Source organism: Nonomuraea sp. NPDC050643, from assembly GCF_040654715.1.
Classification (GTDB): domain Bacteria; phylum Actinomycetota; class Actinomycetes; order Streptosporangiales; family Streptosporangiaceae; genus Nonomuraea.
In genome coordinates, this window is sequence record NZ_JBFAIM010000024.1 from 96,683 (window position 1) to 123,179 (window position 26,497).

General features: G+C 71.3%; 27 protein-coding genes and 1 pseudogene. 15 read left to right on the forward strand and 13 right to left on the reverse strand.

The annotated features are described in order from the left end of the window. Nucleotides 1-46 precede the first annotated feature (46 nt). Nucleotides 47-673: a hypothetical protein gene (locus tag AB0I15_RS30425; RefSeq protein ID WP_358102563.1), complete on the reverse strand. Its 627-nt coding sequence runs from the start codon at nucleotides 671-673 to the stop codon at nucleotides 47-49. Nucleotides 674-756: 83 nt separating this feature from the next. Here AB0I15_RS30425 and AB0I15_RS30430 point away from each other — a divergent pair, with 83 nt between their 5' ends. From AB0I15_RS30430 to AB0I15_RS30460, 7 genes are all read left to right on the forward strand, one after another. Continuing rightward, on the forward strand, nucleotides 757-1,386 hold the full coding sequence (locus AB0I15_RS30430; RefSeq protein ID WP_358102565.1) for a helix-turn-helix domain-containing protein: 630 nt from the start codon (nucleotides 757-759) through the stop codon (nucleotides 1,384-1,386). A gap of 92 nt (nucleotides 1,387-1,478) precedes the next feature. Beyond that, on the forward strand, nucleotides 1,479-2,648 hold the full coding sequence (locus AB0I15_RS30435; RefSeq protein WP_358102567.1) for a homogentisate 1,2-dioxygenase domain-containing protein: 1,170 nt from the start codon (nucleotides 1,479-1,481) through the stop codon (nucleotides 2,646-2,648). Beyond that, nucleotides 2,630-3,412 carry a hypothetical protein gene (locus tag AB0I15_RS30440; protein WP_358102569.1) on the forward strand — a complete coding sequence of 261 codons (783 nt, stop codon included), beginning with the start codon at nucleotides 2,630-2,632 and terminating at the stop codon, nucleotides 3,410-3,412. Before AB0I15_RS30435 ends, AB0I15_RS30440 begins: the two co-directional genes overlap by 19 nt. Then, complete coding sequence (fahA, locus tag AB0I15_RS30445; protein WP_358102570.1) at nucleotides 3,409-4,512, forward strand: fumarylacetoacetase; 1,104 nt, start codon at nucleotides 3,409-3,411, stop codon at nucleotides 4,510-4,512. Before AB0I15_RS30440 ends, fahA begins: the two co-directional genes overlap by 4 nt. Nucleotides 4,513-4,584: 72 nt before the next feature. Continuing rightward, nucleotides 4,585-5,754, forward strand: a complete 1,170-nt coding sequence (locus AB0I15_RS30450) for an Ig-like domain-containing protein (protein ID WP_358102572.1) — start codon at nucleotides 4,585-4,587, stop codon at nucleotides 5,752-5,754. Nucleotides 5,755-5,824: 70 nt separating this feature from the next. Beyond that, nucleotides 5,825-6,256 carry an NfeD family protein gene (locus AB0I15_RS30455; RefSeq protein ID WP_358102574.1) on the forward strand — a complete coding sequence of 144 codons (432 nt, stop codon included), beginning with the start codon at nucleotides 5,825-5,827 and terminating at the stop codon, nucleotides 6,254-6,256. Nucleotides 6,257-6,259: 3 nt separating this feature from the next. Then, nucleotides 6,260-7,336 (forward strand): SPFH domain-containing protein, encoded by a 1,077-nt coding sequence (locus AB0I15_RS30460; protein ID WP_358102576.1) that lies wholly within the window; start codon nucleotides 6,260-6,262, stop codon nucleotides 7,334-7,336. 47 nt (nucleotides 7,337-7,383) lie between these two features. Here AB0I15_RS30460 and AB0I15_RS30465 read toward each other — a convergent pair whose 3' ends face one another. From AB0I15_RS30465 to AB0I15_RS30475, 3 genes and pseudogenes are all read right to left on the reverse strand, one after another. Beyond that, nucleotides 7,384-7,608, reverse strand: coding sequence for a hypothetical protein (locus AB0I15_RS30465; RefSeq protein WP_358102665.1), 225 nt, complete (start codon nucleotides 7,606-7,608; stop codon nucleotides 7,384-7,386). A gap of 55 nt (nucleotides 7,609-7,663) precedes the next feature. Next, nucleotides 7,664-7,840 (reverse strand): annotated as a pseudogene (locus tag AB0I15_RS30470) (sigma factor); the annotation flags it as partial. A gap of 12 nt (nucleotides 7,841-7,852) precedes the next feature. Continuing rightward, nucleotides 7,853-9,046, reverse strand: coding sequence for a Gfo/Idh/MocA family oxidoreductase (locus AB0I15_RS30475; protein WP_358102578.1), 1,194 nt, complete (start codon nucleotides 9,044-9,046; stop codon nucleotides 7,853-7,855). A gap of 159 nt (nucleotides 9,047-9,205) precedes the next feature. On the opposite strand from AB0I15_RS30475, the gene tdh reads away from it, so the two are divergent. Genes tdh through AB0I15_RS30505 form a run of 6 tightly spaced genes read left to right on the forward strand, consistent with a single transcriptional unit; the run spans nucleotide 9,206 to nucleotide 15,052 of the window. Beyond that, entirely contained in the window at nucleotides 9,206-10,303 is a 1,098-nt protein-coding gene (gene tdh, locus AB0I15_RS30480; RefSeq protein ID WP_358102580.1) for an L-threonine 3-dehydrogenase, read from the forward strand. Continuing rightward, entirely contained in the window at nucleotides 10,303-11,472 is a 1,170-nt protein-coding gene (locus AB0I15_RS30485) for a glycine C-acetyltransferase (protein WP_358102582.1), read from the forward strand. Before tdh ends, AB0I15_RS30485 begins: the two co-directional genes overlap by 1 nt. A 34-nt stretch (nucleotides 11,473-11,506) precedes the next feature. Further along, entirely contained in the window at nucleotides 11,507-12,409 is a 903-nt protein-coding gene (locus tag AB0I15_RS30490) for a LysR family transcriptional regulator (protein ID WP_358102584.1), read from the forward strand. Between the two features lie 60 nt (nucleotides 12,410-12,469). Beyond that, the gene (locus AB0I15_RS30495; protein ID WP_358102586.1) at nucleotides 12,470-13,015 is read left to right on the forward strand and encodes an RNA polymerase sigma factor; all 546 of its coding nucleotides are present in this window, start codon (nucleotides 12,470-12,472) and stop codon (nucleotides 13,013-13,015) included. Beyond that, nucleotides 13,012-13,875: a hypothetical protein gene (locus AB0I15_RS30500; protein ID WP_358102588.1), complete on the forward strand. Its 864-nt coding sequence runs from the start codon at nucleotides 13,012-13,014 to the stop codon at nucleotides 13,873-13,875. Before AB0I15_RS30495 ends, AB0I15_RS30500 begins: the two co-directional genes overlap by 4 nt. A gap of 22 nt (nucleotides 13,876-13,897) precedes the next feature. Next, entirely contained in the window at nucleotides 13,898-15,052 is a 1,155-nt protein-coding gene (locus AB0I15_RS30505; protein ID WP_358102590.1) for an MFS transporter, read from the forward strand. Nucleotides 15,053-15,098: 46 nt separating this feature from the next. On the opposite strand, the gene AB0I15_RS30510 is transcribed toward AB0I15_RS30505, so the two are convergent. The 6 genes from AB0I15_RS30510 to lhgO form a co-directional block, all read right to left on the reverse strand. Then, nucleotides 15,099-16,907: a YfjP family GTPase gene (locus AB0I15_RS30510; protein WP_358102592.1), complete on the reverse strand. Its 1,809-nt coding sequence runs from the start codon at nucleotides 16,905-16,907 to the stop codon at nucleotides 15,099-15,101. After that, nucleotides 16,904-18,667, reverse strand: coding sequence for an ABC transporter (locus AB0I15_RS30515; protein WP_358102594.1), 1,764 nt, complete (start codon nucleotides 18,665-18,667; stop codon nucleotides 16,904-16,906). Before AB0I15_RS30515 ends, AB0I15_RS30510 begins: the two co-directional genes overlap by 4 nt. Before the next feature lie 86 nt (nucleotides 18,668-18,753). Then, nucleotides 18,754-19,410 carry a response regulator transcription factor gene (locus AB0I15_RS30520; protein WP_358102663.1) on the reverse strand — a complete coding sequence of 219 codons (657 nt, stop codon included), beginning with the start codon at nucleotides 19,408-19,410 and terminating at the stop codon, nucleotides 18,754-18,756. A gap of 65 nt (nucleotides 19,411-19,475) precedes the next feature. After that, nucleotides 19,476-20,888 carry a HAMP domain-containing sensor histidine kinase gene (locus AB0I15_RS30525; protein WP_358102596.1) on the reverse strand — a complete coding sequence of 471 codons (1,413 nt, stop codon included), beginning with the start codon at nucleotides 20,886-20,888 and terminating at the stop codon, nucleotides 19,476-19,478. Further along, a complete protein-coding gene (locus AB0I15_RS30530; RefSeq protein ID WP_358102598.1) occupies nucleotides 20,888-21,580 on the reverse strand; it encodes a response regulator transcription factor in 693 nt (230 codons plus the stop codon). The genes AB0I15_RS30525 and AB0I15_RS30530 overlap by 1 nt, the downstream gene beginning before the upstream one ends. 20 nt (nucleotides 21,581-21,600) lie before the next feature. After that, a complete protein-coding gene (gene lhgO / locus AB0I15_RS30535) occupies nucleotides 21,601-22,788 on the reverse strand; it encodes an L-2-hydroxyglutarate oxidase (RefSeq protein ID WP_358102600.1) in 1,188 nt (395 codons plus the stop codon). Nucleotides 22,789-22,858: 70 nt separating this feature from the next. Here lhgO and AB0I15_RS30540 point away from each other — a divergent pair, with 70 nt between their 5' ends. Further along, complete coding sequence (locus tag AB0I15_RS30540) at nucleotides 22,859-23,218, forward strand: hypothetical protein (protein ID WP_358102602.1); 360 nt, start codon at nucleotides 22,859-22,861, stop codon at nucleotides 23,216-23,218. A gap of 189 nt (nucleotides 23,219-23,407) precedes the next feature. Here the strand turns inward: AB0I15_RS30540 and AB0I15_RS30545 are convergent, their stop codons facing one another. From AB0I15_RS30545 to AB0I15_RS30555, 3 genes are all read right to left on the reverse strand, one after another. Beyond that, nucleotides 23,408-24,421 carry a hypothetical protein gene (locus AB0I15_RS30545; RefSeq protein WP_358102604.1) on the reverse strand — a complete coding sequence of 338 codons (1,014 nt, stop codon included), beginning with the start codon at nucleotides 24,419-24,421 and terminating at the stop codon, nucleotides 23,408-23,410. Between the two features lie 159 nt (nucleotides 24,422-24,580). Next, nucleotides 24,581-24,898 (reverse strand): hypothetical protein, encoded by a 318-nt coding sequence (locus tag AB0I15_RS30550; RefSeq protein ID WP_358102606.1) that lies wholly within the window; start codon nucleotides 24,896-24,898, stop codon nucleotides 24,581-24,583. Then, complete coding sequence (locus AB0I15_RS30555) at nucleotides 24,870-25,064, reverse strand: hypothetical protein (protein ID WP_358102608.1); 195 nt, start codon at nucleotides 25,062-25,064, stop codon at nucleotides 24,870-24,872. Before AB0I15_RS30555 ends, AB0I15_RS30550 begins: the two co-directional genes overlap by 29 nt. Nucleotides 25,065-25,160: 96 nt before the next feature. Between AB0I15_RS30555 and AB0I15_RS30560 the strand changes: the two genes are divergently transcribed. Further along, nucleotides 25,161-26,129, forward strand: coding sequence for an aldo/keto reductase (locus tag AB0I15_RS30560; RefSeq protein ID WP_358102610.1), 969 nt, complete (start codon nucleotides 25,161-25,163; stop codon nucleotides 26,127-26,129). Nucleotides 26,130-26,497: the final 368 nt, after the last annotated feature.

Below are 26,497 nucleotides of genomic sequence, written 5' to 3' on the forward strand. Positions count from 1 at the left end.
CCCTACCGGGCCAGGTACGGGCCGGCCCGGCTCGCGACCGTAGGGCTCAGACGATGATCAGCCGGACGACGACGCCCGCGCAGTTGCCCGCCACGCAGATCCGCACCGGCACCTCGGACAGGCCGGGCGCCTGGGGGACGCCGCCCACCTGCCCGTCGGGGCCGATGCTCACGCCTTTGGGCAGCTTGTCGTAGTCGGTCACGGTGAAGGTGGGGACCACGCCGGTGGGGCCGCCGTTGATGCCGATCGCGCCGGACAGCGCGGTGCCCGCCCTGCCGGGGAAGGTCAGCTCACGCGGCTCCCACGGCACGTTGCTGAGCACCACGAGCGTGAGGTCCTGCTCCCGGCACGCCTGACCGGCACAGATCTGGACGGGGGTGACGTAGGTGCCGGAGCGCTGCGGCTTGCCGTACAGGCGGCCGCCCTGGTCGACCTTGACGCCGACCGCGAGGTAGGCGGCCCGGAAGGCCACGCCCTTCGTGGTGGGCAGCAGCCACTGGCGCACCTCGATGCCCTCGGTGAGGTAGAAGGTGTCCTCCACCAGGCTCTCGCCCGCGGGTTCGAGCGGAGTTTGCCTGGCCATGGGGGTCATGGGCGCGGTGAAGGAGGGCACGGCAGGGTAGAGCGCGCACAAGGCCAGCCCGGCAAGCAGGAGAACCCACCTTTGCCGCATCGTTACCCCCCGGCGTCACTACGCCGATACGTACCCCCTCATCGGCCCACGTCACAGCGACGCGTCACTGGATAATCGGTCGCATGGCCGCTGAATCCGCTCAGACCCTCGAACGCGGGCTGCGCCTGCTCAGGCTGCTCGCCGACGGCAAGGGCGGGCGCACCCCCACCGAGCTGAGCACCGAGCTGGCGCTGAGCAGGCCCGTGGTCTACCGGCTGCTGACGACGCTGCTGAACGAGGGATTCGTGCGCAGGGACGCCGAGGGGCGGGTGCATCTCGGGTTCGGGGTGCTGGCGCTGGCGCAGGCCGTACAGCCGTTGTTGCGGGCGGCGGCGGTGCCGACGCTGCGGCGGCTGGCCGAGGAGGTGGGCGCCACCGCGCATCTGACCGTGGCCGAGGGTGACGACGGGCTGGCCGTGGCCGTCGTCGAGCCGTCGTGGACGAACATGCACGTGGCCTACCGCGAGGGCGCGCGCCATCCGCTGGCGAAGGGGGCGGCCGGGCAGGCGATCCTGGCGCTGCGCGAGGGGCGGCACGACTACTTCGTCACGGAGGGGCAGTTGCAGGAAGGGGCGCGAGGCGTCGCCGCGCCGGTCACCGGGTTGCCGTGGCTGGAGGCCTCGGTGGGGGTGGTGACGTTCGGGCCGCTGGAGGAGTCCGCCGGGCCGCGCGTCGTGGCCGCCGCCGCCGAGCTGGCCGCCGCGCTGGGTTGACATCTCCAGGTCGATAGCGGACGGTAGTTACGTATAGAGGACATAGTTGTCCGTTTATCGGACGCTATGGGTATGGTGGTCAGGAGGGGCGGATGCCGTACTACCGGGTCGTGGGAGAGGTGCCGCGTAAACGGCACGTACAGTTCAGGCGGCCGGACGGCGGCCTCTACGCGGAGGAGCTGATGGGCGAGGAGGGCTTCTCGTCCGACTCCTCGCTGCTCTACCACCGCCATCTGCCGACCGCGATCGTCAAGGCGGAGGCGGCCACGCCGGCGGTCGAGACCCGACTGGAGCCCAACCTACCGCTCTCACCCCGTCACTTCCGCACCCAGGAGCTCTCCAGCGCCGGCGACCTGGTCACGGGCCGCCAACTGCTGGCGGGCAACGGCGACGTCCGATTGTCGTACGCCACCAGCGACCGCCCCAGCGAGCTCTACCGCGACTCCATGGGCGACGAGTGCGTCTACGTCCAGCGCGGGAGGGTGCGCTTCGAGTCCACGTACGGCGTGATCGAGGCCGCCGAGGGCGACTACATCGTCATCCCGACCGGCACCATCCACCGGTGGGTGCCCGACGGGCAGGTCAACGTGCTGGCCATCGAGGCGGCCGGGCACATCAGGCCCCCCAAGCGCTACCTGTCGCAGTACGGGCAACTCCTGGAGCACGCGCCCTACTGCGAGCGCGACCTGCGCGGCCCCACCGAGCCGTTCGTGGTCGAGGGCGAGGAGGTGCCGGTGCTGGTGCGCACGCGGGGCGGCCTGACCCGGCTCGTCTACCGCAACCATCCGTTCGACGTCGTGGGCTGGGACGGCTACCTCTATCCGTTCGCGTTCAACATCAACGACTTCGAGCCGATCGTGAAGCGGACGCACGCGCCGCCGCCCGTGCACCAGACGTTCGAGGGGCCGGGGTTCGTGGTCTGCTCGTTCTGCCCGCGACCGCTGGACTACCATCCCGAGGCCGTCCCGATCCCGTACAACCATCACAACGTGGACTCCGACGAGTTCATGTTCTACGTGGGCGGCGACTACTCCGCCCGCAAGGGGTCCGGCATCGACGTGGGCTCCATCTCCCTGCATCCCGCCGGGTTCACGCACGGGCCGCAGCCCGGGGCGGTCGAGGCGGTGATCGACGCGGTCGCGCGCGGCGTCACGACGACGAGCGAGATGGCCGTCATGGTGGACACGTTCCGCCCTCTCGACCTCGGCCAGGGCGCGCTGTCCTGCGAGGACCCCGGATACGCGTGGACCTGGGCACGATGATCCTCTACACCGCACTGGTCGACGACGCGGGCCTGTTCCCGCCGACCTCCCTGCACATGGACGAGGCCCTGGCCCGGCACCGCCGGGACGCGGAGCGGGGCGAGCAGGTGCTCACCCACCGCTTCCTCTGCCCTGCCAGCCGGCTCGACCGGCTGCGCGGCCTGCCGGACCGGCCGCGCCGGATCGGGCTCATCATGGACACCGAGAAGCTGCCGGACTTCGACGACCTGCCGGTCGACTTCGTGGAGGCGCGACTGCCGCCCGACACGTCCGTCGAGGCGCTGGCCGAACGCCTGGCGCTGCCGGCCGGCGTACGCCTGTTCGCCGAGGTGATCCCCAAGAAACCGGCCATCGACGTGCCACCGGGCACGGGGCTGAAGGTCCGCTGCGGCGGCGCGACCGCCGACACGTTCCCGCCGGTCGAGCACCTTGCGCAGTTCATCAGGTTCTGCGTGGAGCACGACGTCCCGTTCAAGGCCACGGCGGGGCTGCACCACGCCGTACGCCACTTCGACCCCTCGCTCGGCGTGGACCGGCACGGCTTCCTGAACCTGCTGATGGCCGTCTGCGAGGCTGTGGACGGGCGCGATCCCGCGCCCGTGCTGCGCACGACCGACGTCGGCCACCTCGTACGCCTGGCGAACTCCGTACCGGAGGGCATCGCGAAGCGGGCGCGGCGGCTGCTGGTGAGCTACGGCTCGTGCAGCACCAGCACGCCCATCGACGACCTGCGCACGCTCGGACTGATCGAGGAGAACCCGTGACCTGGGGAGTGGACAATCTGCCCTACGGGGTCTTCTCCTGTCCCGGAGAGGCGCCCCGGGTGGGCGTACGGTACGGCGACAAGGTGCTCGACCTGGCCCGCGCACTGCACGACGAGGTGTTCGCCGCCCCCTCGCTCAACCCCTTCATGGCCAGGGGCCGCGCCGCCTGGCACGACACCAGGGCGCTGATCCAGAACAAGCTCACCGGCGACATGTCCGTCACCGAGCGGCACCTCATCCCGCTGGAGAACGTGCGCATGCGGTTGCCGTTCGAGGTGGCCGACTACGTCGACTTCTACTGCTCGATCGACCACGCGAGCAACATCGGCAAGATCTTCCGGCCCGGTTCCGAGCCGCTGCAGCCGAACTGGCGGCACCTGCCCGTCGGCTACCACGGCAGGTCGGGGACGGTCGTGGTGTCGGGCACGCCGGTCGGACGGCCCCAGGGGCAGCTCGGCGCCGGGGCGTTCGGGCCGTGCCAGAAGCTCGACATCGAGGCGGAGCTGGGGTTCGTGGTCGGGGTGCCGACCACGATGGGCTCGCCGGCCGGGGCGTTCGAGGACCACGTGTTCGGGGTGACGCTGGTCAACGACTGGAGCGCCCGCGACATCCAGGCCTGGGAGTACGTGCCCCTCGGGCCCTTCCTGGCCAAGTCGTTCGCCACCTCGGTCTCGCCGTGGGTGACACCGCTGGAGGCGCTGCCCAGGATCCCCGGGCGGGCCCAGGACCCCGAGCCGGCCGGCTATCTGCGCAGGCGGGCCGACTGGGGGCTGGACATCTCAGTGGAGATCCTGCTCAACGGGGAGACGGTGTCGCGCCCGCCGTACTCGGCCATGTACTGGACGCCGGACCAGATGCTCGCGCACATGACGGTGAACGGGGCCTCCCTGCGCACGGGTGACCTGTTCGCCAGCGGCACGATCTCGGGCCCCGATCCCGGTGAGCGCGGCTCGCTCATCGAGCTGACCTGGAACGGGAGCGACCCTCTCAAGCTGGCGGGCGGCGAGACCCGTACGTTCCTGCAGGACGGGGACACGGTGACCATCCGGGCGACCGCGGGCGGCCTGACGTTGGGGGAGGTTTCCGGAACCGTCGGATAGGTGACTCAGCGTGCTTGAAAGTTGACTCACCGCTACCCTTGGGGCACCCTTCCCTCGGAAAGCAGGAGTCACATGCGCCGTGTCGCGATGCTTTGTGTCGCTTTTCTCCTGGTCTGCGGCTGTGGCTCCTCCCCGACCGAGACCCCGGCGCCGCCCCCCGTCGTGCAGGTCTGGCCGTCGTTCGACGCCAAGCGCGCCAGGACCGACCGCGGCCTGGTCGTCAAGGCACACGGCGGCACGCTCAGCCAGGTGCTGGTCTACGAGGGCGGGGAGTCGGTGGCGGGCCGGCTCGACGAGTCGCGCACGACGTGGCGTACCGACTGGACGCTCAAGCCCGCCGCCGAATACACGGTGACGGCCACCGCCGCCCGCGCCGGCGCGCCCGCCACGGTCGCGATGGGCCGCCTGCGCACCCGCGCGCCCGAGGAGACGTTCCAGGTGGCCGCGACCGCGCCCCTGCCCGGCGAGACCGTGGGCACCGGCATGCCGGTCATCATCGACTTCGACGCCCCCGTCGAGGACAAGGCGGCCGTCGAGCGGGCGCTGGAGGTCAGGACGGCGACCCCGGTCGAAGGCGCCTGGCGGTGGACCGGCGACACCCGGGTGATCTTCCGCACCCGCCGGTTCTGGGCGGCGAGGCAGCAGGTGACGGTGACCGCCCACCTGGCGGGCGTGCGCGCGGCCGACGGCCGCTACGGCGCCACCGACTCCACGTTCTCCTTCACCGTCGGCCGCAGGCAGACGAGCTCGATCGACACCCGGACGCACCAGATGCTCGTCCACCGAGACGGCGCGGTCGCCCAGCGCATGGCGATCAGCGCGGGCATGGCCACCACCTTCGAATACACGACGACCAGCGGCGTGCATCTGACCATGGACAAGGGAAATCCGGTCCGCATGGTCTCCCCCGGCCGCGAGAAAGGCGATCCCGGCTTCTACGACATGATGATCGACCACGCCGTGCGCATTTCCAACAGCGGCGAATACGTGCACGCGAAGAACAACGTGTGGGCGCAGGGCCGGGCAAACGTCAGTCACGGCTGCATCAATTCCCGGCCTGACCAGGCGGCCTGGTTCTACGACACCTCCCTGCGCGGCGACCCCATCACGATCACGGGCACCGGCCGTGAGCTCGAATGGGACAACGGATGGGGTTTCTGGCAGCTCTCGTGGGAGAAATGGCGGCAGGGAAGCGCCCTGGCCGAAACCGATGCCGCAGGTGGATGGGTGCCGAAGCGCTGATATCGGGATTACCGTAGAGAAGGGGAACCACACGATAGCGCAGGCCCGTTGTCCCATCAGGAGGGCCGACATGGATGAATGGATCATCTGGGTAATCCTCGCGGTAGTCCTCGGCGTGGCCGAAATATTCACGCTCACGGCTTCTCTCGGTCTCCTGGGCGCGGCCGCCCTCCTGACCGCCGCGACCGCGGCCATCGGATTGCCCGTTCCCCTGCAGTTACTCTTCTTCGCCGTCTCCTCGGCTGCGGGGCTGCTGGTGCTCAGGCCGATCGCCATGCGCCACATCACCCAGCCGCCGCTGCAGCGCTTCGGCGTGGAAGCGCTCGTCGGGAAGCCCGCGTACGTGGTCGCGGAAGTGACGGGCCGCGACGGCCGGGTACGCATCGGGGGCGAGGAATGGTCGGCGCGCGCCTATGACGAAACCCTGGTGATTCCCACGGGGGCGACCGTCGACATCATCGAGATCGAGGGCGCGACAGCCCTCGTATATCCCCGGGAGTGACCCATGGACCCGCTGTTGCTGGTCGGACTCTTCGTCATACTGTTCGCGGCGATCACGCTGCTCAAGGCCGTGCGGATCGTCCCGCAGGCCAGGGCGCGCAACGTCGAGCGCCTCGGTCGCTACCACCGCACGCTCAAGCCGGGGCTCAACTTCGTCATCCCGTACATCGACCGCGTCTATCCCATGATCGACCTTCGTGAGCAGGTCGTCTCCTTCCGCCCCCAGCCCGTCATCACCGAGGACAACCTGGTCGTCGAGATCGACACCGTCCTCTACTTCCAGGTCACCGACCCGCGGGCGGCGGCCTACGAGATCGCCAACTACATCACGGGCGTCGAGCAGCTCACCGTCACCACGCTGCGCAACGTGGTCGGCTCCATGGACCTGGAGAAGACGCTGACCTCCCGCGACACCATCAACAGCCAGCTACGCGGCGTCCTCGACGAGGCCACCGGCAAGTGGGGCCTGCGCGTCAACCGCGTCGAGATCAAGGCCATCGACCCGCCGAAGACCATCAAGGACGCGATGGAGAAGCAGATGCGGGCCGAGCGCGACAAGCGGGCCGCCATCCTGAACGCCGAGGGCCAGCGGCAGTCGCAGATCCTGACGGCCGAAGGCGACAAGCAGAGCCGCATCCTGCGGGCGGAGGGCCAGCGCACCGCGGCCATCCTGGAGGCCGAGGGCCAGTCGCGGGCCATCGACCAGGTCTTCCAGGCCGTCCACCGCAACGACCCCGACCCGAAGCTGCTGGCGTACCAGTATCTACAGGTGCTGCCGCAGCTCGCCCAGGGTGACAACAACACGTTCTGGGTCATCCCGAGCGAGGTCACCTCGGCGCTGCAGGGCGTCTCGAAGGCGTTCACGGAGGCCCTGCCCAGGTCGGCGGCGACCCGCGACGACCAGCCGCAGAGCTCGGCCGCCGAGGAGGAGGCCGCGGCTGCGGCGGAGGCCGCCGCCGAGGCCGTGGCGGACGCCCAGGACGCGGAGAGCCCCAACGGGCCGCGCCAGCTCACCCAGGGCGTCGAGGAGCCGCCGCCGTTCCCCATCGTGGACCGTGAGGCCAAGGAGGCCGAGCGCTGACCTGCCCGTGCGGGTGCCCGCCCGTCCGCGGCGGGCGCCTCACCGGGTCAGTGCGAGAGCGGGGCGTCCGTGGTGTCCACCAGTTCGCACTCGGCGATCGGGTTCCGGCCCACCGCGGCCCAGATGCCGGCGACCACCGTGCTGCTGTGCTCCGAGACGCTGAACTCCAGCACACCCGTCTGGCCCTCGCCGATCACGCGCGGGTCGATGACGAAGCCCCGCTCGCCCCCCTCCTCGACGAAGGCCGGCCCGGTCACCGGCGCGGGGAACACCGACAGCGGCGCCTCCTCGTCGGACAGGAAAGCGCTGCTTCGGGCCGCCCTCCGCGTCGATCCTGTCCCGTAAGCGCCAGGCTTCGAGGAACGTCAACGCCATGACGTCCTCGGCCGTGGACCAGTTGGCGGTCAGGCGGAAGGCATGGTTGTAGACGGCTCTGGCGAACTCGTCGAAGAGCTCGCCGAACGCCATCTGGTCCCCGTCACGAATGCGGGCGCGCAACGACATATCCACATATGTCTACTGTCCGGACGCCGCTCCCGGCTCCTTCTGCCCGTTGTCGAAGTACGCCGCCAGCCCCGCGTCCAGCCCCGGCACGTCGTACGGCATGCCGCCGTCGCGCAGCGACATCGTGGCCATGTACCCGGCCGCCACGCTCATCCGGGCCGCCACCGGCGAGGTGTCCGTCGCCCCGCCCTCCCGGACGAACCTGCGGAACTCGGCCATGATCTCCACGTCCGCGCCCCCGTGCGTCCCCTGCGCCGGCGGCACCCGGTAGGTGATGTCGCCGTCCTCCCGATACCCCGAGGGCCCGGTGTTCCAGACCTTGACCGTGTCCCCGGGCCCGTCCCCGAAGTTCTCCAGCCGCCCCTCGGTCCCGATGACCGTGTAGTTGCGCACGTAGTCGGGCGTGAAGTGGCACTGCTGGTAGGCCGCGATGACCCCGTTGTCGAGCCGCATGTTCATCACTGACACGTCCTCGACGTCCACGACGTGGTGCAGCCCGGTACGCGTGGGCGGCGGCCACTCGAACTCCTGCAGCCACCCCTCGGGCCGAGGCGTGCCCGGCTCGCGGCGCGGCAGGTCGCCGTAGAGCATGAGGTCGCCGAGCGCGTTCACGCGGGTGGTGTAGCCGCCGGCCAGCCAGTGGATCACGTCGAGGTCGTGGGCGGCCTTCTGCAGCAGCAGCCCCGTCGTACGGGTGCGGTCGGCGTGCCAGTCCTTGAAGTAGTAGTCGCCGCCGTAGGAGACGAAGTGGCGCACCCAGACGGTCTTCGGCTCGCCGATGACGCCCTTGGCGATGATGTCGCGCATCAGGCGGACCACGCCCATGTGCCGCATGTTGTGGCCCACGTACAGGCGGGTGCCGGTCCGGCGCGCGGCGCGCAGGATGTTGTCGCAGCCCTCCACCGTGATCGCGAGCGGCTTCTCCAGGTAGACGGCCTTGCCTGCCTCCAGGCAGTCGATCGCGATGCGCTCGTGCGTGTCGTCGGGCGTCATCACGATCACCGCGTCGAGGTCCGGCCGGTCGAGCAGTTCGCGGTGGTCCTCGGTGCGGAACTCCGCCTCGAACCGCCCCGCCTGGCTCTTGAGCACCGCCGGGTCGGAGTCGCACAGGGCGGTCACGACCGAGCCCCTGCCGGGCTGGTGGGCGGTGAGGGCGAGGCTCGCGCGAAGGCCGAGACCGATGACGCCGATGCGGAGGTCGTCCATTGGTGTCCTTTCTGGGGGTGTTACGAACCCATTCAATCAAGACCGTGGATCGGCGTGCTGCGTGAAGCTGAGCTGTGGGGGCACTTAAGAATCCCTCGATGGACACGTCCCGAGCTGAGCGGGCACAGTGCGTTAGGTTCGGATTGGGGGAATGAGGCCATGAAAGCGCTGGTCAAAGAGACGGCCGAGCCTGGGCTACGGCTGAAGGACGTGCCGGAGCCCGAGGTGGGGCCCGGCGAGGTGAAGATCCGGGTCCTGCGGACCGGCATCTGCGGCACCGACCTACATATTCGGAAATTTGATGATTGGGCCAGGAACACCCTGGAGCTGCCGCTGATCGTCGGGCACGAGTTCTCCGGCCACGTGGTCGAGGTGGCACCGGGCGTCGAGGACATCGCCGTCGGCGACCTCGTCAGCGGCGAGGGCCACATCGTGTGCGGCAAGTGCCGCAACTGCATGGCGGGCCGCAGGCACCTGTGCCGCAACACGGTGGGGCTGGGGGTCAACCGCGACGGCGCCTTCGCCGAATACGTCACGCTGCCCGCCTCGAACGTCTGGGTGCACCGCGTCCCCGTCCATCCCGACGTGGCCGCCATCTTCGACCCGTTCGGCAACGCCGTGCACACCGCGCTGTCCTTCCCCCTGGTCGGCGAGGACGTGCTGATCACCGGGGCGGGGCCGATCGGGCTGATGGCCGCGGCCGTGGCGACCCACGTCGGCGCGCGCAACGTGATGATCACCGACGTCAGCGACGAGCGGCTCGACCTGGCCGGCAAGCTCGGCGTCTCCCTCGCGCTCAACGTCTCCAGGTCCTCGATCGCCGAGGGCATGCGCCAGCTCCACCTGCGGGAGGGCTTCGACGTGGGGCTGGAGATGTCCGGCAACCCCGTGGCCGTGCGCGACATGATCGCGAGCATGACGCACGGCGGGAAGATCGCCATGCTCGGGCTGCCCGCCGAGGAGTTCGCCGTCGACTGGTCCACGATCGTGACCTCCATGATCACGATCAAGGGCGTCTACGGCCGGGAGATGTACGAGACCTGGTACAACATGTCCGTCCTGCTGGAGAAGGGCCTCGACCTCACCCCGGTGATCACCGACCGTTTCCCATACCACGACTTCGACGCCGCCTTCGACACGGCCGCCAGCGGCCGGACCGGCAAGGTCATCCTCGACTGGAGCGAAGCCGGGCCCGGCAGGGCGGGGAACGAGCCGACGGAGGCCGACGCGGCCACGACCATCGACAGGAGCGCCTGATGTTCACGAACGTGCGCGAGCAGCTACGCACGACGCTCGACGAGATCACCGAGGCCGGCCTGCACAAGCCGGAACGCGTGATCTCCACCCCCCAGAGCTCGCAGGTGAGCGTGGCCGGCCGCGAAGTGCTCAACTTCTGCGCCAACAACTACCTGGGCCTGGCCGACGACCCCACCGTGGTGGCGGCGGCCAAGCAGGCGCTCGACCGATGGGGGTTCGGCATGGCCTCCGTCCGCTTCATCTGCGGCACCCAGGAGGTGCACAAGGAGCTCGAGGGCCGCCTGTCGGACTTCCTCGGCATGGAGGACACCGTCCTGTACAGCTCCTGCTTCGACGCGAACGGCGGCGTCTTCGAGACCCTGCTCGACGCCCAGGACGCGGTGATCTCCGACGCGCTCAACCACGCGAGCATCATCGACGGCATCCGGCTCTGCAAGGCCCAGCGCTTCCGCTACGCCAACCGCGACATGGCCGAGCTGGAGGCCAGGCTGAAGGAGGCCTCGGAGGCGCGGCGGCGGCTCATCGTGACCGACGGCGTGTTCTCCATGGACGGCTACCTGGCGCCGCTGCGGGAGATCTGCGACCTGGCCGAACGGTACGACGCCATGGTCATGGTCGACGACTCCCACGCCGTCGGCTTCGTCGGCCCCACCGGGCGCGGCACCCCCGAGCTGCACGGCGTCACCGACCGGATCGACATCATCACCGGCACGCTGGGCAAGGCGCTCGGCGGGGCCAGCGGCGGCTACGTCTCGGCCCGTAAGGAGATCTGCGAGCTGCTGCGCCAGCGCTCCCGCCCGTACCTGTTCTCCAACTCCCTCGCCCCCGTCATCGCCTCGGCCTCGCTGCGCATCCTCGACGTGCTCGAGACCTCCGGCGAGGCGCGCGAGCGGCTGCGCGCCAACACCGCCCGCTTCCGGGAGGCGATGACCGAGGCCGGCTTCGACCTCCTGCCCGGTGAGCACCCGATCGTGCCCGTGATGATCGGCGACGCGGCCGAGGCCGGCGCGATGGCCGAGCGCCTGCTCGACCTCGGCATCTACGTGATCGGCTTCTCCTACCCGGTGGTGCCGCACGGCCAGGCCAGGATCCGGGTGCAGCTCTCCGCCGCGCACTCGCCGGAGGACGTGGACCGGGCGGTGCGGGCGTTCGTCCAAGCCAGGGGCTGAGTGGTCATGGCGCCCGGATGAGTATTCTCGCTGCGTGATAGACACGCGGCGGCTGCGTACGCTACGCGCGGTGGCCGACCACGGCACGGTCACCGCGGCGGCGGCGGCGCTGCATCTCACCCCGTCCGCCGTGTCCCAGCAGCTCGTGGCGCTGGAGCACGAGGTGGGGCACCGGCTGTTCACCCGCGACGGGCGCGGCGTGCGCCTGACGGCCGTGGGCAAGATCATGCTCAGCCACGCCAACGAGGTGCTCGCCCAGCTCGAACGGGCCGAGGCCGAGGTGGCGGCGTACACGACGGGCGAGGCCGGCGAGGTCAGCGTGGCCTGCTTCGCCACCGCGATCAGCGCCGTGCTCTCCCCCGCCATCACCGCCCTGCGCGCCTCCGCCCCCGGGCTGCGCGTCCGCGTGCTCGACGCCGAAGGCGACCACAGCCTGTCCCTGCTGCTGGACGGGCGGGCCGACCTGGCCATCACGGTCGAGTACCGCGGCGCGCCCGACGCCGCCGACCCCCGCCTGTCGCGCCGGCCCCTCTACGCCGAGCCGTTCGACCTCGTGCTCCCCCACGACCATCCCCTGGCCGGCTCGGCCACGCTGGTGTCGCTGGCCGATGAGACCTGGATCGGGCCCTACCCGGGCAACCCGGTGCACGACATGATCACGTTCGCCTGCCAGCAGGCGGGCTTCACGCCGGACCTCGTGCACTGCTCCGACGACTTCCGCGCCGTGGTCGCGCTGGTGGGCGCGGGGGCCGGGGTGGCGCTGGTGCCGCGGCTGGCGCTGCGGGACATGGCGCTGCCCGGTGTCGTCGTCCGCCGCACACCGGGTCCGGAGCGCCGCGTCTTCGCCGCCGTACGACGGGGGTCCGACGCCCAGCCCCTGCTGCGCCCGCTCCTGTCGGCGCTCCGCGAGGTCGCGGAATCGCTCGGGACCGAGTGAAACACCCCGCCTTAACCGGACATCTCCTCAAATGTGTTCGCCAATCGGAAGGAACGCCGCATGGGGCTGCCTGAGCCCGAGGAACGCTTCGAGGAGATCTACATGGCGCACTACCCCGCCATCGCCGGCTACGTCCGGCGCCGCGCCGGGTCCCCGGACGACATAGCGGACGTGATCGCGGAGACCTTCACCACGGCCTGGCGCCGCCTGGACGCCGTCCCGAAGGGCGACGAGGCCAGGCTCTGGCTGTACGGCGTCGCCCGGCGCGTGCTCGCCAACCACTTCCGCGCCGAGGAGCGCAGGATCGCCCTGGCCGTACGGCTGCGCGAGGAGATCACCGCCTGGGCCGAGCCGGTCAGCGCGCACGACTCGGCGTACCAGGCGTTCCAGCGGCTCACGGACGACGACAAGGAGCTGCTCTCCCTGGTCGCGTGGGAGGGGCTCAGCGGGCCGGAGGTCGCGAAGGTGCTCGGCTGCTCTCGGGGCGCCGCCCGGCTGCGGCTGCACCGCGCCCGCAAGCGGCTGGCCAAGGAGCTGGCCGACCTGGACCCGGAACTCGACGGCTACGGCCCGCGCGCCGTCTCACTCGCGGAGGGACAGTCATGACCCACGACATCGACCGCATCGTCTCCCGGTTCGCGGCGCCCGCCGTCCCTGGGGTCAGTGAAGGGGCCCGTGAGCTGATGCACGAGATCATCGCCGGTGACCCCGCTCCCGCCCCGGTCAGGCCCCGCAGGCGGCTCAGCCCGCGGGTGGCCGTACCGGCGGGCGCGCTCCTGGCCGCCGGCGCCGTGGGGGCCACCTGGCTGCTCCCGATGTCGGCCGCCGCGGCGCTCGACATCACGGAGGAGAACGGCTACTACGTCATCGAGATCAAGGACCTCTACGCCAACCCGAAGATCTACGAGAAGCAGCTAAGAGATTACGGGCTCGACCTCACGCTGACGGTCGTCCCCTCCACCGCCGCCTTCGAGGGCCAGGTCTTCCCCACGACACCCGACAACCGGTACCTGACCGAGATCCAGGGCATCTACCCGCCCGGCCCCTGCGACAAGCTGGACGGCTGCGCCATCGGCGTGAAGATCCCCACGAACTTCAAGGGCACCGCCGACGTCGCCGTGGGCAGGAAGGCCCGGCCGGGCGAGAAGTACCAGAGCTCCACCACGTTCTCCGCCAAGGGCGAGCCCATGCACTGCGTTCCCTACCGCGACAAACCCGTCGCCGAGGTGCGGGAGCTGCTGAAGGATCGCGGGGTGCGCGTCTCCACGTACGCGGTGCGGGATCCCGCCGCGGAGGAGGGCGTGGGCGTGCGGACATCGGTGCCCGACACCTGGTACGTCGATGGCGGCTTCCTCACGGAACCCGGCGTGGCCACCCTCGTCGCGAAGGAGAAGCCGCTTTCGCGGGAGAAGCTCGAGAAGTTCAACGAGAAGTCCGCCAAGGTCGACGGCTGTCCCGTTTCTTGATCTACGGGATAGCGTGCGGCTTATGTACCGGACGCTGCTCGGGCTGCCCGGGGTCACGGCACAGGCCGTGCTCGGGTTCCTGGCCCAGCTCACCCAGCAGGTCGCACCGGTGGGGATCGTCCTGGTCGTCCGGTACGCGAGCGGCTCGCTGGCCCTGGCCGGGCTGACGGCGGCGGCGTTCTCCCTCGGGGCCGGCATGGGCAGGCCCCTGCACGGGCGGGTCATGGACCGGCGCGGGGCCGGGCCGGTGCTGGTGTGCTGCGCCCTGGTGCACGTGGCGGCGCTGCTCGCGCTGGTCGCCTGCGCCGGGGCGAGGACGCCCGCGTGGACGCTGGTGGCGCTGGCCTGGCTGGCCGGGGCCGGACTGCCGCCGATCTCCCTCAGCATGCGGATCGAGTGGGGCCGCCGCATGGGCGGCGAGGGACGCACGACCGCCTACAGCCTCGTGTACCTGGTGCAGGAACTGGCCATGCTCACCGGGCCGCTGGTGTTCGGGCTGCTGATCGTGGTGGCCTCGTCCTCGCTGGCGCTGGGCGTGGTCGCGGTGGCGGCCGGACTCGGCACGCTGGCCTTCGCCCGGGTGGCACGGGCGGGCACGAGCGCACTCTCGCGGGGGCGGGGGCGCGTGTTCGCCGACCGGCGGATGCTCGTCCTGCTGGCCGTGGTGCTGCTGACCGGCGGGACCATGGGGGCGCTGGAGGTGGGGCTGCCCGCGCTGGCCGCCGCCCGCGACCTCCCCGCGGCGACCGGGCCGCTGGTGGCGGCCCTGTCACTCGGCGGCATCGCCGGGGCCGCCCTCTACGGCGCCCGGCGATGGAGGTCGGGGGTGCGGGCGCGGCTGACCGGGCTCATGCTGGCGATGGGGATCGTGCTGGCGCCACTGGTGCTGATCGACTCGCTGCCGGTGCTCTGGGTGGCGCTGTTCGCCGGCGGGCTGGCGCTGAACCCGGCGCTGACGACGGCGTCGCTGCTGGTGGACGAGTTCGCGCCGACCGCGCAGGCGGAGGCGTTCGGGTGGGTCTCGACGGCCATCGGTACGGGGGCCGCGCTGGGCTCCGGGGTGGCCGGGGTCGTCGGCGAACGAATCGGCCCCTCTGCCCCCTTCCTCGCCGCCGCCGCGTCCGCCCTGCTGGGGGCGGTGCTGGCGGCCGTACTGCACGGAAAGAACCCGTCTTGACCCATCCGGGCTCAGGTCCCGGCCCCGGACGGCTCACCGCCGGGCCTCAGGTCTTGGCCCGGGCCAGTTCCAGCGCCTCGGCGAAGCGGGCGTAGCGGTCGAGCTCGGCCCGCACCGGCTCGATCACCAGCTCCCGGCCCACCTGGTCGATGGCCACGCGCAGGGCCTTGGCCGTACGGCGGGCCCGTCGCCGGCCCCCGATCCAGGCCGCCAGCCGTGACAGCAGCGCGAGCAGCACGCCCGCCAGCGCACCGCCCACCAGCAGCACCGTCGGCCACGGCACCACGCCGGCGGTCGGGAGCGGCGGCTGGGGCAGGCGCAGGTAGTCCATCCCGAACAGCGCCCCCAGCCACAACGCACCGGCCAGCAGCGCGCCGAACACCAGCCACTGCAGCAGGTTGACCGCCCGCCACCACCTGGGCCTCCTGGTGGCGCCGACGGAGGTCGTGGCCACCACCCGGTCCACCGCGTCCGCCAGCTCGCGAGCCCGATCCCTGGCCGCCTGCCGCACCGCCACCGCCCACGGCCCCGGCGTCCCTGCCGCGGCCACCTCACCGACGTCCCTGACCGCCGTCTCGACCTGCGCCCGCTGCACGGCCGACGCCGCCGGAACCGATGTTCGCCCCACGATCTCCCCGCCCGGCCCGCCCCCGAGGCGCAGCCTGCGGAGCGGATCGGGCCGGAACCTCCTGAGCCACCGCGTGATCGGCCACCCGGTGGCGACCACGGCGCGATGCCGATGCCCCTTGGCCACGGCCTCCACGACGAGCGGCACCCCGGCCGCCACGGACAGCGCCCCGGTGAGCGCCTTGCCCGCCCCCGCGACCCGCTTGGCCTCGTCACCCGCCGGCGGCCTCGTGTCCACCCCGCCACTCGCAGGGCCACTCGCTGGGCCGCTCACCGGGCCGTTCACCGGGCTCTTCACCGCGACGTTCACCGCGTGGCCCACCAGGTTGCCCGCCCCGTCGCCCGCCCCGTCGCCCGCCCTGTCGCCCACCGCGTGGCCCGCCGCAGCGCCCGCCGCGCCGTCCACCCCGTCCGGCCGTGCGGGGCCCGCGCCTGCCAGGTGGTCGGCGGCGGTGGTGATGTCGGCGGCCAGGCGGGCCGACCACGACTTGCGCTCGGAGACGCGGTCGCCGAGCAGCGAGCGCAGCTCGCCCATGCCCTGCCCGGTACGGGCCGAGACCGCCAGCACCGGCACACCCGTCAGGCCGTCCTCGTCCAGCAGGCGGCGCAGATCGCGCAGGCACCGCTCGACCGCCTGGGGCGGGAGCCGGTCCACCTGGTTGAGCACCACCAGCATGACGTCCCCGTGCTCGGCCAGTGGCCGCAGGTAGCGCTCGTGGAGCGCGCCGTCGGCGTATTTCTGCGGGTCCACCACCCAGACCAGCAGGTCCACCTGCTCCACCAGGCGGTCCACCTCGAGGCGGTGCGAGAGGCGGATGGAGTCGTGGTCAGGGAGGTCGAGCAGGACGAGCCCGGACAGGTCGGAGTCGGGGGTGGTGGAGTGGCGCCGGGGGACGTCCAGCCAGTCCAGCAGCGGGCCCGCGCCGTCACCGTCCCAGAGCGCGGCCTGGGCGGCGGAGGTCGTGGGCCTGGTGACGCCCACGGCCGCCAGGTCCTCCCCGGCCAGGGCGTTGTAGAGGGAGGACTTCCCGCTGCCGGTGGCTCCCGCGAGCGCGGCCACGGTGTGGTCGATGGACAGGTCGCGGCGTACGCCCGCCCGTTCGGCGATCGTCCGCGCCTCGGTCACCGCCCGCTCCGACAGCCGGCCCTCGCCCAGGGCGGCCGCCTCCAGCAGCGCGGCCAGCCGCGACTCGAGCGACGGCCCCTCCTTACGGCGCAGCAGCTTCACGACCTCTCCTCCGGACCGATCACCGGGGGCCGCAACTCGGCCGTCTTGGCGGACTCCCCGGCTGCCGGGAGTTCGGCGCGGTGCTCGTGGATGCGGCGGCCCGCCTTACGCAGGGCGTCCGCCGTCCCCTTCGGGGGTTCCACCGACTCCAGCCGCGCCGTGAACCGGGCGGCCTCCTCCTCCAGCAGGATCCGCACCCGTTCGCGCAGATCCTCCCGGGCCCGCACGGTCAGCGAGCGCACCGCCTGATCCCCGAACACGGCCTCAAGCAGCTTCTGCGACAGCACGCTCGTCCCGCCCGCGATCCCCACCTCGATCCCGGTCAGCCCGCCGGTAGAGGCGAACACGGCCAGCATGAGCAGCAACCCGGCCCCGTTGACCCCGAACGAGGCCACCCTCGCCGTGGTACGCCGCTCGGCTCCCTCCTCCCGCACCAGGTCCAGGACGTATTCCTGCCACCCCCGCACCGCCGCCTCGGCTCGTTTGCCGAGGTCGGGCGAGGCCCGGCCGAGACGGGCGGACTCGACGGCGCCGAGCCGTTCGAGCACCCCCGGGCCGCCGGGCGCGGCCGACCAGCCGTCCAGGGCGCGCTCGGCGGAGCCGTCCGCGGCGCCCCTGATCAGGGCCTCCACGCCGCTCTCCAGGGCGTCCCTGAGCTGGACCTCCGGCACCCGCCCGGTGAAGAAGCCCACGACGCGGTCACGCAGCCAGCCGACCCGGCTCTCCAGGGAGCGCATGAGGTCGCCGGTGCCGATGAAGTCCTGCCAGCGGGCCAGCACCTCGCCCCGCAGCAGCGACCCGTCGCGCATGCCCTCGTCGAAGTCGGCCATCCCGCCCGCGTACGCCCCGGACACGATCGAGCGCAGCCCGTCGAAGGCGTCCTGCTGGCGTTCGACGGCCGTGGCCAGCGAGGGCACGCGCGTGGTCAGGCTGTCGAGGGCTCCCGACAGCGTCTGGCGTACGACGCGGGAGCGCTCGGCGGCGTCGTCGGCCAGCCCGGCGAGCCAGGCGGAGATGGGCTCGACGTAGGCGGCGGGCAGGCGGGCCTTCTCGTCGGGGAGCGCGGCCTCGGGGACGGTGAACAGGCGGGTGCCGTCGAGACCGTTCTCGGTGAGCAGGCGGGACAGGTCGCGTGAGACGGGCTCGACGGCCTCCTGCGACACCCGGTCGAGGACGACGGCCAGCGCCGTGCTGCGCTCGCGGGCCGAGCGCAGGAAGCTCCAGGGCACCTCGTCGGCGTAGCGGGCGGCGGTCGTGACGAACAGCCACAGGTCGGCCGCCGCCAGGAGCTGGGCGGCGAGCTCCCTGTTCGCGGTGACGACCGAGTCGATGTCGGGCGCGTCGAGCAGCGCCAGCCCCGGGCCGAGGGAGGCGGAGGTGACCACGCGCAGCGCCCCGGGGCCGTCGCCGGTGGCGCGGGACAGGCCGGGCAGCACGTTCTGGCCCATGAACCAGGAGCGGTCGGCGGGGCTGACCACGAGCGTGGGCACCAGCGTGGTGGGGCGCAGCACCCCCGGCTCGGCCACGTCGGCCCCGACCAGCGAGTTGACCAGCGTGGACTTGCCCGCGCCGGTGGAGCCGCCGACGACGGCGAGCAGCGGCGCGTCGATGGCGCGCAGCCTGGGCAGCAGGTAGTCGTCGAGCTGCCCGGTCAGCTCTCGCAGCGCCCGCCGGTCGGCCGCCGCCTCTCCGACGGCCAGCGGGAACAGCTCCCGGTCCAGCGGCCGGCGCAGGGTCTCCAGCGCGCCCAGCAGATCCATACCACCCAAGCTACCCAGCGACCCGCCGCCTAGCCCGGCCTCGCCACACGTGATCCCTCGATCCCGGGTGGACCGGTCTCACCGGGTCACCCCGCGGGCGGCTCCCTGAGGACGTAGCCGACGCTGCGCAGGGTGTGGATGAGCCGCGGCTCGACGTCGTCCACCTTGCGCCTGAGGTAGGAGACGTACGACTCCACCACCCCGGCGTCGCCGCCGAAGTCGTAGTTCCACACGTGGTCGAGGATCTGCGCCTTCGACAGCACGCGGCCGGCGTTGACCATGAAGTAGTGCAGCAGCTTGAACTCGGTCGGCGACAGCCGTACCTGCCGGCCACCGCGCCACACCTCGCGCGCGTCCTCGTCCAGCTCCAGGTCGGCCACCTTCAGCTTGCTGACGGGCGCGGCCTCCCCGCGCGTACGCCGCAGCACCGCCCGGATCCTGGCCTGCACCTCCTCCAGGCTGAACGGCTTGGTCACGTAGTCGTCCCCGACCCGCAGCCCCGCGATCTTGTCCTCGGTGGCGTCGCGAGCGGTCAGGAACAGCACGGGCGCGTCGATCCGCCTGGCCACCTCGAACCCGTCCAGGTCGGGCAGCATCACGTCGAGCACCACCAGGTCGGGCGAGGCGCGGACGGCCACCTCGACGGCCTCCTCGCCGTCGGCGGCGGTCAGCACCTCGAACCCGGAGAAGCGCAGGCTGGCGGAGAGCAGATCCCTGATGCTGGGCTCGTCGTCCACCACCATGATCAGCGCCTCGGGTTTCGTCACCTACTTAGAGTGACGCAGCCACCTGAGGGTTAGCTGAAGGGTCACTCCAAGGCGAGTGGGAGTTCCACACGGAAGGTGGAACCGCCCTCGGACGAGCTGTCCACGGTGACCGTGCCGCCGTGGGCGCGTACGAGGGCCTGCACGATCGCCAGGCCGAGCCCACTGCCCCTGTCCTCGGCCGAGCGGCGCCGGGACCTGGCCGAGTCGGCCCGGTAGAAGCGCTCGAAGACGTGCTCGACCTGCTCGGGGGTGAGGCCGGGGCCGTGGTCGACGACTTCGAGGAACAGCTTGTCGGTGCCCGCCCCGACCCGCACGATGATCGGGGAGCCGGCCTCGGTGTGGACGATCGCGTTGGTGACGAGGTTGCTGATGACCTGGCGCAGGCGTACCTCGTCGCCGGAGACGATCAGCGCCGCGCCGCCGACCACGTCGAGCTTGATCAGCCGGTCGGGGGCGAGGATCCGGGCATCCTGTACGGCGTCCGCCGCCAGCGCCAGCATGTCCACCGGCCGCATCTGCAGCGGCCGCTGCTGGTCCACCCTGGCCAGCAGGAGCAGGTCGTCCACCAGCAGGCTCATCCGCCCGGCGGCCTTCTCCACGCGCTGCATCAGCTCGACGGGGTCGGCTCCTGGGTTCTGCCTGGCGTACTCGGCGAAGCCGCGGATCGAGGTCAGCGGCGTACGCAGCTCGTGCGAGGCGTCGCCGACGAACTGGCGCATCCGGTCCTCGGAGCGGCGGGCCGCCGCCTCGGAGCGCGACCTGGCGGTGAACGCGGTCTCGATCTGGGCCAGCATCCCGTTCAGCGACTTGGCCAGGCCGCCCACCTCGGTACGGGGGTCGCCGTCCGGCACCCTGCGGCCCAGGTCGCCGGCGGCGATGGCCTCGGCCGTACGCTCGATCTGGCCGAGCGGCCGCATGCTGCGCCGCACGATCGTGATGCCCACCACCGCCAGGATGAGCAGGATGCCGCCACCGCCCAGCAGCTCGATCAGCACGAGCCGCCGGGTGATCGCGTCGACCTCCTCCAGGTCCACCGCGACGACGAGCGTGCGCCGCTGGACCTCGTGCTCCAGCACGCGCCACTCGCCGCCGCCGTGCAGGGCGGGCGCGGTGTAGGGGTCGCCGCCCGGCGACGGCGCCAGCACGGGCTTGGACTTCTGGTCCACGTCGCGGTCGATCAGCATCGGCTCGAAGTCGCCGCCGGGCTCCCTGACCAGGGCGATCGCGTCGGACTCGATGAGGATCGGCCGGTCGGCGGTCTCCCTGTCCTTCCGCCAGTCGCTCCTGACCTTCTTGTCCATGCGCGCGGCGAGCAGCGTGAGCTGGCTGTCCACGCGGTCGATGAGATAGCCGTGCAGCACCGAGACGCTCACCAGGCCGATGAAGGTCAGGCCGAAGCCGAGCAGCGCCAGCATCGACGCGATGAGCTTGATTCTCAGCGGCAGGCCGCGCATTAGGGACTCGGTGGCAATCTCAGGACGTATCCCACCCCTCGCAGGGTGTGGATGAGTCGCGGGCTGCGGTTGTCGATCTTCCGGCGGAGCACGGACACGTACGACTCCACGATCCCCACCTCGCCCCGGAAGTCGTAGTCCCACACGTGGTCGAGGATCTGCGGCTTGGACAGGACGCGGCCGGCGTTCGTCATGAAGTACCGCAGGAGCTTGAACTCGGTCGGCGACAGCGCCACGGCGTTGCCCCCGCGCCACACCTCGTGGCTCTCCTCGTCCAGCTCGATGTCGGCGAACGTCAGCCGCGGCGGCGCCGCCTGCGACTCCCCGCTCGTACGGCGCAGCACGGCGTGGATCCTGGCGACCACCTCCTCCAGGCTGAACGGCTTGGTCACGTAGTCGTCGCCGCCGATCGTCAGCCCGCGGATCTTGTCCTCGGTCTCGTCACGGGCGGTCAGGAACACCACCGGTGTGTGCAGCCCGCCGCCGCGCAGCCGCCTGACGATCTCGAATCCGTCCAGGTCGGGCAGCATGACGTCGAGTACGACGAGGTCGGGGCGGTGTCGTTGCACGGCGGCCACGGCGTCGAGGCCGCTCTTCGCCGTGGTCACGTCGAAACCCGCGAACCTCAGGCTCGCGGCGAGGAGTTCGAGGATGTTCGGATCGTCCTCGACTATCAGCAGGCGTGATTCCATCACAGACAAGGATGCCCTCATCAGACGAGTGCTGGGACAATTCCGGCAATATGCCGGGCAATTGCCAGACTTGAGGTGGCGGCGGGTGAAGGCGCGTTGCGAACAAGGACGACCTTGCCGTGCACGTCCACCACGAAGTCGTCGACCAGCCGCCCGTCCCTGGCGACGGCCTGCGCGCGAACGCCGCCCGGGGCCCGTTCGAGGTCAGCGGCGGCGAGCTCGGGGACATAACGTCGGGCGCCGTGCAGAAACGCGCTTTTGACGAGCGATCCGTAGACTTCTTTGAGCCCGGTACGCCAGTGCGTACGTGCCATCCGCAAGGTCCCCGGCCAGCCAAGAATTTGCCGGACATTACGAAAATTCGACCTTCTGTAGCCTTCGTACGCCAGCGCGAGCACCGCGTTCGGCCCCACCAGCACGTCATCGCCGAGCTGTCGCGTCAGGTGCACGCCCAGGAACGGGTAGCGGGGGTCGGGCACCGGATAGATCAGCCCCCGTACCAGGTCCCTGGCGGCGCCCTTGAGCGCGTAGAACTCCCCTCTGAACGGGACGATCCGCACCTCGCCCGGCGCCCCGGCCATCCGGGCCACCGCGTCCGTGCTCAGCCCGCCGCACACCACCAGGCGGTCGAAGGTGTACCTGCGCTTCCCGGCCAGCACCTCCACGCCGCCTGGGCGCTCCCTGATGGCCCTGACCGGGTGCGAGAGGCGTACGGACCCGCCCATGCCCGACACGTCGAGCGCGAGCCGCCGCGCGACGGCCGGGAAGTCGCAGATCGCGGTGTGGGGCGAGTGGATCGCGCCCACACCGACCGCGTGCGGCTCGATCTCGCGCAGGGCCAGCCCGTCCAGCTCGGCGATGCCCGGCACCCCGTTGGCGCGGGCCCGCTCGGCCAGCGCGCGCAGCAGCGGCCGCTCGGCGCGCGTACTCGCCACGACCAGCTTGCCCACCTCGCGGTAGGGCAGCTCGTGCGCCGCGCAGTACTCCTTGAGCAGCGCCACCCCCTCGCGGCACAGCCTGGCCTTGAGCGAGCCGGGCGGGTAGTAGATGCCCGCGTGCACGACGCCGCTGTTGTGGCCGGTCTGGTGGGCGCCGACGCGGCCCTCCTTCTCCAGCACGGTCACCTCGGCCCCTCTGACAGAGGCCAGCTCACGCGCCACCGCGAGCCCGACGATGCCCGCGCCCACGACCCCGATCTTTTCCGTCACATGCTGATTTTCCGACTTACCGGCCGTCCCCGCCATATCCGGGCGAATCGAACATGAGTACGATGACCTCATGTACGTCCCACCGGAATGGCCGGCCGAGGTCCGGCCGCCGAGCGTCCCCGACTGGGAGACCTCGGCCGTGGCCTGGCTGCTCGACGCGGTGCCGCCGGACTACCGGGCGTACGAGGTGCTCAGACGGCATCCGGTGGCGCTGGCCAGCATGGCCAGGCACCACGTCGGCTCGGCCATCCAGGCCGCGCGGGCGGGCTACCGGGCGGCGGCGGTCGACCTCAAGGGCCACCTGCCGCCGCACGCCATCGAGGCGGTCCTCGACACCTATCGGGAGGAGGGGCCGCGCCTGGTGCGCCTGTCCCGCTCGATCGAGGTGGTCGAGCGGGCTCTCCGCGGCGACATGCTGACCTTCCGCTGATCTTCTCCAGGCTTTTCCTTTACGGCTCCGCCCGGTGGGCCCCACCCGCCGACCCGCGTGACCGCCCCTCCAGGAAAACGCTCCTCCGCCTCACCACCACCTCACCGCAACGACCCACGGTCACCAACACCTTCGCCAGCACGACTACCGACAGCACCAGCACCCCGGACATATCGACGCGTCAGCCCGTCAGCGCGTGCGCCGGGCCAGGAACGTGATCACGCCCGTGGCCGTCACCGCCGCCGCCAGCCAGATGAGAACGTCCTTGGCCGTCAGCCCACCATCACCGGACTCCGCCGCCTGCGCCGACGGGCTCGACTCCTCCTTCTCCTCACCCCTGACCGGGCTGGGCGTGGCGGTGACCGGCCGGCCGGCGGCCGGGATCGGCACCCGGTAGACCGGGCTGCGCGGCCCCTCCGTCCCCGTGAGCAGGGCCTTGCCGTCCGGCGTGTACGCGATCGACTCCGCCTGCTTCAACTCCGGCATCGACACCTTGGCGATCGTCTCCCCCGACGGCCGGAACAGGGTGGCCGAGAAGTACGTCCGGACGACGTAGGACGAGCCGTCGGGCGCGTAGGCGGCGTCCGTGGCCATGATGGGCGCGCCGGCGACCTTGCGCAGCACGTTGACCCGGTCGGTACGCAGCTTCGCGGGCGCCGCGTAGACCGACCCGGCGAACTCCTTGGACACCACGTAGAGGCGCCCGGTCTTCGGGTTGATCATGAGGCCTTCGGCGTTGCGGCCGCCGTCGGCGTACCGGAAGCGGTAGCGGGTCGCGGGCAGCGCCGCGTTCGTGAGCGTCCGCGGCTCCATCACCTTGTAGACGGAGATGTTCGGCCAGGCCCCGTCCAGATTGTCGCCGATGTCGGCGAACCACAGCACTCCGCGCCCCGTCGCCGGGTCCTTGGTGGCCGCCATGGCCTCCCAGTCACGCGCCTGCGCCCCACGGACCTGGAACGTGGCCCGCGTCCGGCCCTGCCCGTCGACCGCGTAGAAGGTCGGCGCGGCGGAGCTGTCGTTGTGCGTGTAGTAGACGCCCTCGTGCGTCGGTGACACGGCCAGCCCGCTCGATTCGGTGATCGCCGGGTCCTTGAAGGTGAAGAGCTTCTCCATCCCGTCATCGGCCGCCGCGTAGGCGGGCGCGACGGCCGAAAGACAGATCGCCGCCACGACTGCGAGCACCCTGATCACGACATCCCCCACGCCGCCATCATGCCCCACGCACCGCCCGCGCAGTCCGACCTGCCATTTCGGTCTAGGCATGCGAACGACCGAAGACGAGCGGACGCCAGGAAAGACACGAAGACCTTCAAGACAACGTGCCCCTCACCGGCCCGACCGACGCCCCGCCCCCGGCTGTCGCTAGCGGGTGGCGACGGCCACGACCAGCCTGGCGCTGTGGCGGTGGAAGCCGGTGCCCTGCAGCACCACCAGAAGTGCGTTGGCCACCGCCATGGCCACCCACAGCCCGGTGATCCCCCACGTCCTGGCCACGGGTACGGCCGCCGGCACCAGCAGCCCGTACCCGATCACGAAGTACACCAGGATCGACCCGGAGCGCTTGAGCGCGGTGAGGCCGATCCCCTGCACCGCCTGGGCCGCGTCGAGCGCCGACGCCAGCAACATCAGCGGCAGCAGCCCGAGCACCCGCTCACGCACCGCCACATCGTCGCTGAACATCACCGGCAACCGCGCTCGCCGGGTTGAGCACGGCGGTCATGACCGCGAACGCGGCGAGGGTGACCGTGTCATGCCTACCGGGCACCGACGTGACCACCAGCGCGCCGATCATGCCCATGACCATGGCGAAGAAGAGCGGCACGGCGGCACGGAGCAGGGCGATCACAAGGGGCGAGACCTCGGTGGCGCGGCCTCCACTTCACCCGAGATCATCAACAGAGTGTATGGCCTGGAGTGCACTCCAGGTCTTTAGGGTTGGGTCATGGACTATGTCAACCTCGGACGCAGCGGTCTCCAGGTGAGCCCGCTCTGCCTCGGCACCATGAACTTCGGCCCGCGGACCTCGGAGGAAGACTCCTTCGCGATCATGGACCGGGCTCATGAGCTCGGGTTGAACTTCTTCGACTCCGCGAACACCTATGGCGGGAAGAAAGGCGAGGGCGTCACCGAGAGCATCCTCGGCCGGTGGTTCGCCCAGGGCGGCGGGCGCCGGGAGAAGACGGTCATCGCGACCAAGCTCTATGGCGACATGGGCGACTGGCCCAACGAGAAGAGGCTGTCGGCGCTCAACATCCGCAGGGCCTGCGACGCCTCGCTGAAGCGCCTGCAGACCGACTACATCGACATCTACCAGGCCCACCACATCGACCGGAACACCCCGTTCGAGGAGTTCTGGGAGGCCATGGAGGTCCTGCGCCAGCAGGGCAAGATCATCTACGTGGGCTCGTCCAACTTCGCGGGCTGGCACATCGCCAAGGCCCAGGAGATCGCGGCCCGGCGCAACTTCACCGGCCTCGTCAGCGAGCAGTCCCACTACAACCTCCTCACGCGCGCGCCGGAGCTCGAGGTGCTGCCCGCGTGCGAGGACTACGGCCTCGGCGTGATCCCGTGGAGCCCGCTGGCGGGCGGCCTGCTGGGCGGCGTGCTCCGCAAGCTGGACAAGGGCCGCTCGGGCGCCGAGCACATGCTCAAGCAGCTCGAAAAGCACCGCGACCAGATCGAGCAGTACGAGAAGCTCTGCGACGAGCTGGGCGAGGACCCGGCGAACGTGGCCCTGGCCTGGCTGCTCAAGCAGCGGGCGGTCGCCGCCCCGATCATCGGCCCGCGCACCATGGAGCAGCTCGAAGGCAGCCTGCGCGCCCTGGAGATCAACCTCGACAAGGCCGCCCTGACGCGCCTCAACGAAATCTTCCCCGGCCACCGCACCGCCCCGGAAGACTACGCCTGGTAAACCCACCGCCGCCCCCGCTCCAAGAGCGGCGGGCGGCATCCGGGGCGCGGCCCAGCCATCCCCGCTCGACCCTTCAGGGACGCGACGCAAAGCCCTCGTTGGCCTACCCAGGGGTGCGGCCCAACGCCGCCCAACTTGCTCCCCCGAGGCGCGGCCCAGCGGCCCTGAACAGCCGCTCCCGGGGCGCGTCACACCGGCCACCACTCGTTCCTCCCCGACGTGCAGTGCACGGCGCCCCCAGGCTCCGAGCACCGGCAATGTGAAGGAACCTCCAAAGGACCTGCGCTGAAACGCGGTCGATGAGGGGATCATGGGGAAAGCGTGGCGTGACCGCGGACGGGGTCAGGTCAGCAGGGCGCCGACGACGA